The sequence below is a fragment of the Luteimonas terrae genome (assembly GCF_031457535.1).
GTDB lineage: Bacteria > Pseudomonadota > Gammaproteobacteria > Xanthomonadales > Xanthomonadaceae > Luteimonas > Luteimonas terrae_A.
Genome location: NZ_JAVDWO010000003.1, coordinates 226,269 through 237,227, shown reverse-complemented (window position 1 = coordinate 237,227; position 10,959 = coordinate 226,269). Strand labels below are relative to the sequence as shown.

Here is a 10,959-nt window from a genome sequence, read left to right as displayed (position 1 = left end):
TTCCAATGAAGAAAGTCATCATCCCGTGCACGCTCGCGGTCGCGGTTGCAGCGGCACTGACCGTCGGCGCTGTCAACGCAAGCAAGACCTCGCGCGCCGCCGGCAACGTATCGACCGACAACGTTGCAGGTCGCGTCGACGCGCAACCGGTGAAGAGCCTGATCATCGAATACCGCGACGGAACCCGCGAGAAGACCAACCAGGCGGCGGTGGTCACCAATGTCCAGAGCGCGCTGGTCCGCTCGGGCCTCGTGCGCGGCGCGAGCAAGGCGTCGAATGTCAGTTACCAGCGCAGGCTGGCGACCGGGCATGAGCTGGTCCGTCTGACCAGCCCGCTCGATGCGGTCGAAGCCGATGCGCTGGTCCGCCAGATCGCCGCCGATCCGAACGTCAAGTCGGTCAGCGTCGATCGCTTCCGCCAGATCGCATCGGTGCAGCCGGCCTATGTGCCGAACGATCCGGACTTCCAGGAATACCAGTGGCATATGCGTGCCCCGGATGGCGGCGCGACCTTCGACGGCGGTCCGAACCGCGGCGGTGCCAACGTGCCGGCCGCATGGGATCTCTCCGACGGCGATGGCATCACCATTGCCGTGCTCGACACCGGCATCAGCGCGCATCCGGACATCGACACCTCGCTGGCCGATGCCGGCTATGACTTCATCACCGATGCCCTGGTGTCGGGTCGCGCGACCGCCGGCCGCGCGCCGGGCGGTTGGGATCTGGGCGACTGGACGATCAACTACCCCGGCGCGAGCACATGCCAGCAGCGCAACAGTTCCTGGCACGGCACCCACGTGGCGGGTAGCGCCGGTGCGCAGATCACCGACAACGGCGTCAGCCTGACGGGCGTGGCCTATGGCGCAAAGCATCTGCCGGTGCGCGTGCTCGGCCACTGCGGCGGCGCCGAGTCCGACATCGTCGACGCGATCATCTGGGCTGCCGGCGGCAGCGTCGCAGGTGTGCCGGACAATCAGAACCCGGCGCAGGTCATCAACCTGAGCCTCGGTGGTTCGGGCCCCTGCTCGTCGGCCGAAGCCGATGCCATCGCGCAGGCGAACGCGCTGGGCGCAACGGTCGTGATCGCGGCCGGCAACAGCAATGGCGACGTGGCGAACTTCTCCCCGGCCAACTGCCCCGGTGCGATCGCGGTCGCGTCGAACGGCGTGACCAGCGCACGCGCCTATTATTCGAACTACGGCGCAGGGATCGACATTTCGGCGCCGGGTGGTGGTGTCTATGCGAACGATGCCGGCAGCGGCACGCAGATCTATGATGGCTTCATCTGGCAGGCAAAGAATCCGAGCACCACGACACCGACCCCGGTCGCCGACATCGCACTGAACTATGCGTCCGGTTCGGCGGGCACCTCGCAGGCGGCGCCGCATGTGGCCGGTGTCGTTGCGCTGATGCAGAGCGCACGTCTAGCCGCCGATCTTCCGCTGCTGACGCCGGTCGAAGTGCTCGACATCCTCAAGCAGACCGCCACGCCGTTCGCCGTCGCACCGGTCGCCAACCGTCCCATCGGCCCGGGCATCGTCAATGCCGGCGCAGCCGTTCTGAAGGCAATCGAGCCGCCGTGCGAGGTCGACTGCGCGCCACCTGCGACCCCGATCGTCAACGCGACGCCGGTGCGCTCGCTCTCGGGTGCAGCCGGCAGCGAAACGCTCTACAGCATCGAGGTGCCGGCCGGGGTCACGGGTCCGCTGAGCATCACCACCAGCGGTGGCAGCGGTGACGTCTCGCTGCACGTCAGTCTCGACGAAGCGCCCGGCGACACCGGGACGTGGAACTCGACGCGTCCGGGCAACTCGGAAACCATTCGCATCAACGCGCCTGCAGCCGGTGTCTATTACATCAAGCTGGCCGGCAACCGGGCCTATTCCAACGTCATCCTGCAGGCGCGTTTCACCGCACCTCAGATCTGATGTCCAAGCCGTCCTGCGGATGCAGGACGGCTGACGGCGTACTCGAAACCGGTGGATGCTCGCATCCACCGGTTTTCCTTTGCTGAGGTTTCAATACTGAAGCTGCTGGCCGGTGTGCGCAGCGCTTGCACTCACCCGCCGGCGTCCGCATCGAGCAACGTCTCGCCCAGTGCGCGCCCCAGGCCCTGGAACGCGGTTTCGGCCTGTGCCAGCTCGTCGAAGTCCTCGGCGCACGCGAGCACCAGTGTGGCGCCGTCGCGTGCGCGTTCGGCATTGATGACGCCCACGTTGCAGGCGCGGCGGTGCTGGGTGCCGGTCTTCTGCGCGAAGTCGGTGCCCGCTGGCAGGCCGGCGCTGATGCGGCGGTCGCCGGTGCTGATGGCACGCATGTGGTCGAGCACGCGCCGCGTGCTGTCGGGTGACAGCAGCTCGCCTGCCGCCAGGCGGTCAAGCAGGACGGCGAACGCCGGCAGGGTCGCCGTGTTGCGGTCGCTGCGGTAGTAGGCATCGAACACCGCATCCAGCGTGTCGGCATCGAGGCCTGCGCGGGCCACGCCCAACGCACTCGCCAAGGCCTGCAGGCGCGGCTCACCGGCCTCCGCGTTGCGCAGGCTCACGATGGCCATGTTGTCCAGTTGCGCCACGCCGGGATGCACGGGGGCGTAAGCGTCGTAGCGGACCTGCAGGATCGTCGTGACGGGGCCGAAGCCGCCGCCGGTCCACGCCTGGATGCGTGCGTTGAGGTGGTCCTCGCCGAGCTTGCGGATCAGCATGTCGGTCGCGGTGCTGTCGCTGTCGCGCAGTGACTTCTCCAGCAGCGTGGCAATGCTGAAGGTCTGCCCGGGTTTGTGTTCGAGCATGTCGCCGGCGCCGTCGACGAAATCGGTCTGCGCGAGCGTCAGTGTGTCGTCGAGTGACAGCGTGCCCGCGTCGACCTGTTCGAGCACCGCGATCGCCACCGGAATCTTGATCGTCGACGACAGATACCAGGCGCGGTCCTGGCCAAGGTCCAGCGTGCCCGGCTGCGCGCCGTAATGCCGGACGTGGACGCCGAACCGGCCGGGCATCGCGTCATCGAGTGCGTCGATGCGCGTATCGAGTGCAGCGACCCAGGGCGCGTCGGTTGCGAGAGCCGCGTCGACTGCAGGTTGCGCAGCGGGATCGTCTGCAGGTGGCGGTGTCTCCCCACCGCGGCATGCCGCCAGCAACGCGACGGACAACACGAGAGGCGCGAATCGATACAGGGCACGTGCGGGCATGGCGGGACTCATCGGGTGGGCAAATGTGGAAGGCGCGGGGGATCCAGCACCCCCGACGCGGTCACCGCGGCACCGAGTTCGCGCATCGCGCGCTCGCTCGCGGCCGTGCTGGCGCCGCGCGCACAAGCGGCAATCACCACATGTACCGGCGCGCTGCCATCGCGCGTCGGCAGGCTCGCGATGCCGGCGTCGCAGATGCGCCGGTACTGGGTGCCGGTCTTGTGGGCGAAACGCGCGTCGGCGGGCAGGCCTGCGCGGATGCGCTGCTTGCCGGTCTGCACGCGCGCCATCACGTCGAGCAGGTACTGCGTGCTTTCGGGCTCGAGCGCTTCGCCCGCCTGCAGCGCCGCCAGCATCCGGCCGAAATCGCGCAGCGTGCCGCTGTTGGCGTGGGTGGCGTAGTAGGACTCGAACGCGCTGTCGAGATCGGGCAGCAGGAAATCGTCGGTCGTGACGCCGAGCAGCTGCGCAAGCCTGCGCACGCGTGCCTGACCGGCGCCTGCACGCTGCAGCGCCAGCATGTCCTGGCCGCGCAGGCCGGCAGCGCCGGGGTGGAACATGCCATAGGCGAGGCGACGCACATCGGCCAGCGTCGTGATCCGGACATCGCGTGCAATCAGTTCCGCCGCCACCCGGTTGACCTGTCCGAGCCCCACGGTGCGGATCAGCAGGTCGCTTGCGGTGTTGTCGCTGTAGACGATCATCTGGTCGAGCAACCAGGCGACGGTCAACCGGTCACCGGCGCGATGTCCATTGGTCCGTCCGGCGCCATCGACGATGTCGCTGTCCAGCAGGGTCACCTGGGTGTCGAGCGTCAGCCAGCCCTGTTCGACCTCGCGCAGCACCGCAATCGCGATCGGCACCTTGACGCCCGATGCCAGGTACCAGATCTCGTCGGCGCGGAAGCCGTACTGCGCGCCATCGTCGAGACGTTGCACATGCACACCCAGTTCGCCGGAAAACCGCGCGTCGACGGCCCGTATGCGGCGGTCCAGGTCAGCGCGCCAGCCTGCGTCGGCCACCGGGGGCGACGTCGCGAGCCCGGCCTTGGCGATTGCGGGCTTGCCGGCGGCCGGCGCCGTTGCAGCGGGCGTGGGCGTCTGCGCAACGGCCGGGCGGCCCGGCCACGCAAGCGCGAGCGCAGCGGCGAAGATGACGTAGTACAGGCGTCTCAGCATGGGCTCGGGAGCCTGGTGGCCGGCCGCTTCACTTGCGCTGAACTTCGCTGTCGGACGAACGCTTCAATGCGCGCTTCATCGCGCCCCAGAGCCAGATCCAGGTCGCGGTTGCGGCCAGCAGCAAAGCGGTCAACAGCAGCGCGCGTTCGTAGGTCACGGACTGGTACAGCCCCAGCGTTTCGCGCAGCAGCAGGAAGATCACGCTGATGTGCACGATGAAGGCCATCAGCGCGTCGCTGCCGATGACCGCGATCGGGCGCAGCCATTTGGCCAGCCATTCGCCGCCGGCGACCGCCAGCGCCAGCAGCGCGAACGCGCCGCCGGTGCTGAAGAGCATGAACATCAGTTGCGGGGGGTGCTTGCCGGTGTTGCGCGCAATATCGACCAGCAGCGGGCGCAGCTCGCCGGCACGGATCAGAAACCAGGCGAACAATGCCGCCGATACCAGCGCCAGTACGCCGGCCAGTGCCCAGCGCGTGCGTGGTTCGCGATACGCCTGCAGCAGCACGCCGCCGATCAGCAGGCCGACCAGGATCAACGGCCCGCGCGCAAGCTGGCCCCAGGTGTAGTAATCGGGATGCTCGACGATCAGCGCCTGCAGTTGCGGCACGCCCCAGAAATCGAAATGGTGCAGAAGCCACCACGACGCAAACGCGACCGGCACAGGACTCAGCCAGCGCAGCCACGCAGGCGTCTTTGCCCACAGCGGCAGCAGCCACGGAATCCACAGCAGCGCGATGGCATAGAAACCGAGGATCTCGACGAACGACGGAAAATCGCGATACAGCAGGGTGTCGACGATCGCCCCCGTGTCATGGCGTCCGTACATCTCCACGACGGTGAGCACCTTGTACCAGAACAGCACCACCAGCCCGCGCCACAACAGGCGGTTGCGGCGCTGCGGCCAGTCGGGCGCCGTGGTCTTGGGTACGAACGCCACGGCGAGTGCGATGCCGAACACGATCACGAACAGTGACGAGGAGAACTTGGTAATTGCGTGGACCGGTACCTGGCCCCAGGCGGGGAAGTCGTCGAACGGCATCAGGCCGTTGGTGCCATGGCTGAGGATCATCAGAACGACTGCGAAGCCCCGCGCCAGATCGATCGCGCCGATCCGTCCAGGAGATGGCGTCGTGACGCTTTCAGATCGCCGCTGCGACGGCTCCGCCTGTACCGCGCTCACGCTGCGTCTCCGGCGCGGTCGGGCCGTCTGTGGCGAGCCGCACGCGCCACCCGCATCAGCAAAACCCCACTGCGCCGCATGCGCGCGATGGCGACAGGAATGCGGGACGGCATGCACGCGATGCGTGGAGGGATAGCGGCACCTGGACCATGGGAATCTCTTCGAGGTCGGGCCCTGCATTCCAGCAGCGCCCACGTGATGGAGCGGTCAGCGGTCCCGCGCCGATCTGGGATACTGTCGCGCCAGACTTCCGTGCGACCGCAGTCCGATGTCCATCTCGTCCAAGTCCCGCCGCGACGCAAGACGTCGCAATGCGCCGCGCCGCAGCGATGGCATCGCGGGCATGCCGCAGATCCATGCGCAACTCAAAGGGCCCGATGAGCGTGTGCTCGCCGGTGCGACTTATCACGAGGGTGAGTGGACGCTCGTGCTGCGCGGCGAGCCGGTCGCCGCCACGCCAAGCGCGGCGATGGTGCTCGCGATGTTGCGGCACACCGCGGCCTCGCGCCACGCGAACGGCATTGCCACGCGCCTGTCGGTGTCGAAGGCCCTCGATGCTGCGGCCAGCGCCGAGGCCGAAGCGCAGGGGCGCACACTGGTCGAGCATCTCGATTGGCTAGAGGCCGAGCGGCAGACCCGCAATGCACCGCCGGAGGCGCCGCCCAAGGCGCATTGACGCTTCGCGGCGCGTCCGTCTGCACGATGAACCGCGCAAGGCGGGTCGGATTGGACGCTTCGCGCACCGGTATCATGCCGCGGTCCCGGTTTCCGACCTGCCCCGATGCAATCCGTTCGATTCCTGCCGCGTGTGACCACCCTGGCCGTTGCCGTGCTCGTGCTGGCCGCATGCGGACGCAACGCGCGGGAGGACGCGCCGTTCATGGGCGAATCCTTCGATTCCGACGAGACCTACTCGCGCACCTATGAACTGCCGCCTGCGCAGGTCTGCAGCGCGGCGCGTCTGGCGCTGCTCGGCCAGGGCTATGCAGTGGGCAAGTCCAGCGATGAAGCGGTGGAAGCGACCAAAAACTTCCAGCCCGAAGCCGAAGTCCACACCCAGCTTGCGGTGCGCGTGTCCTGCGTGTCCCGTGGGAGCGACCGCACGCTGCTGTTCGTCAGCGCGCTGCTCGACCGCTACGTGCTGCGCAAGAGTTCCAATTCCGCGAGCGTAGGCGTCGGCGCTCTGGGGTCGTTGTCGCTGCCCATCGGCAGCAGCGAGGACTCGCTGGTGCGCACCGCCAGCAGCACCGTGCAGGACGCCGGGTTCTATCGCCGCTTCTTCGAGCGCGTCGGCTTCTACGTGCCGGCGCCGAGCAGCCGCGACCGCACGCCGAGCGCCGACGAGATGCGCCGCGAAGACCCGCCACCGGCCGACCTCAACCAAGGCGCGGCGCCAGCAACGAGCGACCTGCCGCAAGACTGATCCACCCCGCGCCCGGCGCCGTCGACTGCTAAAGTCGGCCGATCCGTAATCGATGGGATGGCCGTGCAGTGAATGCGGTGCTCGAGGATTCCACAGCGACGCCCGACACGCCTGAAGCGCGCATCGTCGCGCGCCTGCGCGCCAGCGGCCGGCTCAAGGATGTCGATCTGGCACGCGCGCAGCGCCTGCACGCCGAGGCCGGCGGCAGTCTGCTGACATTGCTCGGGCGTCTGGGTCTGGTGTCGGAGCGCGACCACGCCGAAGCCTGCGCCGCAGAACTGGGCCTGCCATTGCTGTCTGCCAAGTCGGTGCCTGAAGAGCCGCCGGAACTCGTCGATGGCGCTCAGCCCTTGTCGGTCCGGTTCCTGCGCCAGTTCCATGTGCTGCCGATCGGCGAAAGCCGCGGCCGCCTGCAGGTGTGGATGTCCGATCCGTTTGATGCTTACGTGCTGGACGCAGTGCGTCTTGCGACCGGCTGCGATATCGCGCCCGCCGTCGGTCTGCGCTCGGAGATCGACGATCTGATCGAACGCTGGTACGGCCAGGGCCGCAGCGCGATGGGCACGATCATCGAATCGGCCGATGGCGAGGGCGGCGGCGATGTCGACGACGTCGAGCACCTGCGTGATCTCGCGTCCGAGGCGCCGGTGATCCGGCTGGTGAACCTCGTGATCCAGCGCGCGGTCGAGCTGCGCGCCTCCGACATCCACATCGAACCGTTTGAGAGCCGGCTGAAAGTGCGCTATCGCGTCGACGGCGTGCTGATCGACGGCGAAAGTCCACCGGTGAATCTCACCGCGGCGGTGATCAGCCGCATCAAGATCATGGCGCGGCTCAACATCGCCGAGCGCCGGCTGCCGCAGGACGGCCGCATCATGCTGCGCGTGCAGGGCAAGGAGCTCGACCTGCGCGTGTCGACGATGCCGACCGCGCACGGCGAGAGCGTGGTGATGCGTCTGCTCGATCGCGAAACCGTGGTCTTCGATTTCTACCGGCTCGGGTTCACCGACGAATTCCTGCCGCAGTTCAACAAGGTGCTCGATCAGCCGCACGGCATCCTGCTGGTCACCGGCCCGACCGGCTCGGGCAAGACGACGACGCTCTACACCGCGCTGTCGCAGCTCAACACGCCGGACGTCAAGATCATCACCGTCGAGGATCCGGTCGAGTACCAGATCGAGGGCATCAATCAGATTCAGGCCAAGCCGCAGATCGGTCTCGATTTCGCGCACGCGCTGCGCTCGATCGTCCGCCAGGATCCGGACATCATCATGATCGGCGAAATGCGCGATCTGGAAACCGCGCGCATCGCGATCCAGTCAGCACTGACCGGCCATCTGGTGCTCAGCACGCTGCACACCAACAACGCCGCCGGCGGCATCACCCGCATGCTCGACATGGGTGTCGAGGATTACCTGCTCACGTCCACGGTCAACGGCATTCTCGCCCAGCGCTTGGTGCGCAAGCTCGAGCCGACGCATCGCGTGCGCTACGCCGCATCGCCCGAGGAGATCGAACGCTTCGAGCTGCGCCGGTTCCAGCCGGACGGCGAGATCGTGCTGTATCGCCCGGGCCCGTCGGCTGGTGCGCCTACCGGCTACCTCGGCCGCACGACGATCGTCGAGTTCCTGGTCATGAACGACACGCTGCGCCGCGCGGTGATGCGTCACGCCGGCATGGGCGAGCTCGAACAGCTCGCCCGCGAATCGGGCATGCGCACGATGTACGAGGACGGCATTCTCAAGGCGCTGGCGGGCGAGACGACGATCGAGGAAGTGCTGCGGGTGACGGAGGACGCGTGATGGTCACTTCAGCGTTGCCCCGCATCCGGTGCGCACGTCACTCCTGCGAGAGCGGGGCTTTCAAAAGGCGCATCTCTGGTTATCCATGGACGTGGGGCATTGAGGCGTCGCGATGGATCGCCAGCCCTGCGTGTATCTCATGGCAAGCAGCCGCAACGGTACGCTTTACATCGGTGTGACGGGTGATCTTGTCAGGCGCGCGTGGCAACACCGGACACATGTCATCGATGGGTTCACCGCCCGTCATCGCGTCGGCGATCTTGTCTGGTACGAACTCCACGAAACGATGGAATCGGCGATTCTGCGGGAGAAGCGGATCAAGAAATGGAATCGAGCATGGAAGGTGAGATTGATCGACGAGATGAACCCATCGTGGCGTGATCTGTGGCCGGACATCACAGAGCAAGTGCCAACCATGGACGTTATGCCCCGCACACGACAAAAACAGCCTCCCATGACCCTCTACCGCTACAAAGCCCTCAACACCCGCGGTGAAACGCTCGACGGCACGATGGATGCCGCCAGCGAAGCCGAGGTCGCGCTGCGCCTGCAGGAGCAGGGCCATCTGCCGGTCGAGGCGCGGCCGGCAAGCGAGGCGCGGGCGGTCGAGGACTGGAAAGCGTTGTTCAAACCCAAGCCGTTCTCGGGGCCGAGGCTGGTGCAGTTCACCCAGCAGCTCGCGACGCTGCTCAACGCCGGTCAGCCGCTGGATCGCGCACTGACGATCCTGCTCGATCTGCCAGAGGAGCCGGAAGCCAAGCGCACGATCACCGAACTGCGCGACGCGGTGCGCGGCGGCGTGTCGCTGTCGACCGCGCTCGAACGCCAGCACGGCACCTTCTCGCGGCTGTACGTGAACATGGTGCGCGCCGGCGAGGCAGGTGGCAGCCTTGAAGACACGCTGCAGCGTCTCGCCGACTACCTCGAAAGCGCGCGCCTGTTGCGCGGTCGCGTGGTCAACGCGCTGATCTATCCCGCGATCCTGATCGTCATGGTCGGCGCATCGCTGATGTTCCTGCTCGGTTACGTGGTGCCGCAGTTCGCGGCGATGTACGACAGCCTGGATGCGGAACTGCCGGTGTTCACCAAGATCGTGCTCGGCCTGGGCGAGTTCGTCCGCGACTGGTGGATCCTCATGCTGGCGGTGCCAGTGATCGCGCTCTACGCCTTCGTGCTGAAGCTGCGCGACGCGCGGTTCCGGCTGCGGTTCGACGCCTGGTTGCTGGAGCGGCGGATCTTCGGCCCGCTGGTCGCGCGTATCGAAACCGCGCGGCTGGCCCGCACGCTGGGCACGCTGCTGCGCAACGGTGTGCCGCTGATCGCGGCGCTGGGCATCGGCCGCAAGGTGCTGGGCAATCTGGCGCTGTCGGCGGACGTGGAGGCGGCCGAGTCCGAGGTCAAGAACGGTGTCGGCCTGTCGACGGCCCTGGGCCGCAGCAAGCGTTTTCCGCGGCTGGCGATCCAGATGATCCAGGTCGGCGAGGAGTCGGGCGCGCTCGACGCCATGCTGCTCAAGACCGCGGACACCTTCGACCAGCAGACCGGCACATCGCTCGACCGCATGCTCGCCGCGCTGGTGCCGGCGATCACGATGCTGCTCGCGCTGGTGGTGATGGTGGTGATCCTCGCGGTGCTGGTGCCGATCTATGACCTGACCAGCGTCATCGGCTAGGTTCAGCTGCGCGGCGTCATACAATGCGCTCCAGACTCTTGAGCGAGGCAGTGTCGATGCAGCACATCCGCAGATCGCGTCCCCTCGGCAGCCCACGCAGCGCGCAGGGCGGTTTCAGCCTGATCGAGATCATCCTCGTCGTCGTGTTGATCGGCGGCATCGTCGCGTTCGCCGCGACCCGCATCCTCGGCGGCGGCGACCGCGCGCGCGTGAACCTCGCCAAGGCGCAGGTGCAGACGCTGGCCGAAAAGGTGCACCAGTACGAAATGGATACCGGCACGCTGCCCAATTCGCTGGGCGATCTCGTCACCCAGCCCGGCGGCGCCAGCGGCTGGCTCGGGCCGTATGCCAAGGATGCCGAGCTGCGCGATCCCTGGAACACGCCCTACGAGTTCGCCGCGCCGGGCAGCAGTCAGCCCTTCGAGATCGTCAGCTACGGCGCCGACCGCAAGCCCGGCGGCGACAGCGTCAACGCCGATATCCGTTACGAATAAGCGGCCCGCGCGCCGTGGAA

At 67.4% G+C, this 10,959-nt stretch carries 9 protein-coding genes and 1 pseudogene; 7 read left to right on the top strand and 3 right to left on the bottom strand.

Annotated elements, in window-relative coordinates; all coding sequences use genetic code 11:
- Positions 1-5: 5 nt before the first annotated feature.
- A complete protein-coding gene (locus J2W68_RS05100; protein ID WP_310233307.1) occupies positions 6-1,928 on the top strand; it encodes a S8 family serine peptidase in 1,923 nt (640 codons plus the stop codon).
- A 131-nt stretch (positions 1,929-2,059) separates the two neighbouring features.
- Here J2W68_RS05100 and J2W68_RS05095 read toward each other — a convergent pair whose 3' ends face one another.
- Genes J2W68_RS05095 through J2W68_RS05085 form a run of 3 tightly spaced genes read right to left on the bottom strand, consistent with a single transcriptional unit; the run spans position 2,060 to position 5,728 of the window.
- Positions 2,060-3,187 (bottom strand): serine hydrolase, encoded by a 1,128-nt coding sequence (locus J2W68_RS05095; protein ID WP_310233306.1) that lies wholly within the window; start codon positions 3,185-3,187, stop codon positions 2,060-2,062.
- 8 nt (positions 3,188-3,195) lie between these two features.
- A complete protein-coding gene (locus J2W68_RS05090; RefSeq protein ID WP_310233305.1) occupies positions 3,196-4,365 on the bottom strand; it encodes a serine hydrolase in 1,170 nt (389 codons plus the stop codon).
- A 28-nt stretch (positions 4,366-4,393) separates the two neighbouring features.
- The gene (locus tag J2W68_RS05085) at positions 4,394-5,728 is read right to left on the bottom strand and encodes an acyltransferase family protein (RefSeq protein ID WP_310233488.1); all 1,335 of its coding nucleotides are present in this window, start codon (positions 5,726-5,728) and stop codon (positions 4,394-4,396) included.
- An 88-nt stretch (positions 5,729-5,816) separates the two neighbouring features.
- Between J2W68_RS05085 and J2W68_RS05080 the strand changes: the two genes are divergently transcribed.
- The 6 genes and pseudogenes from J2W68_RS05080 (at position 5,817) to gspG (ending at position 10,939) form a co-directional block, all read left to right on the top strand.
- Positions 5,817-6,224 (top strand): hypothetical protein, encoded by a 408-nt coding sequence (locus J2W68_RS05080; protein WP_310233304.1) that lies wholly within the window; start codon positions 5,817-5,819, stop codon positions 6,222-6,224.
- 105 nt (positions 6,225-6,329) lie between these two features.
- Positions 6,330-6,971: a DUF2242 domain-containing protein gene (locus J2W68_RS05075; RefSeq protein WP_310233303.1), complete on the top strand. Its 642-nt coding sequence runs from the start codon at positions 6,330-6,332 to the stop codon at positions 6,969-6,971.
- Positions 6,972-7,039: 68 nt separating this feature from the next.
- Positions 7,040-8,773, top strand: coding sequence for a type II secretion system ATPase GspE (gene gspE / locus J2W68_RS05070; RefSeq protein ID WP_430539670.1), 1,734 nt, complete (start codon positions 7,040-7,042; stop codon positions 8,771-8,773).
- A 112-nt stretch (positions 8,774-8,885) separates the two neighbouring features.
- Positions 8,886-9,104, top strand: a pseudogene (locus J2W68_RS17975) (GIY-YIG nuclease family protein); the annotation flags it as partial.
- A 123-nt stretch (positions 9,105-9,227) separates the two neighbouring features.
- A complete protein-coding gene (gene xpsF, locus J2W68_RS05060; RefSeq protein ID WP_310233486.1) occupies positions 9,228-10,445 on the top strand; it encodes a type II secretion system protein XpsF in 1,218 nt (405 codons plus the stop codon).
- 56 nt (positions 10,446-10,501) lie between these two features.
- Entirely contained in the window at positions 10,502-10,939 is a 438-nt protein-coding gene (gene gspG / locus J2W68_RS05055; RefSeq protein ID WP_310233302.1) for a type II secretion system major pseudopilin GspG, read from the top strand.
- The last annotated feature ends 20 nt before the right edge of the window (positions 10,940-10,959 follow it).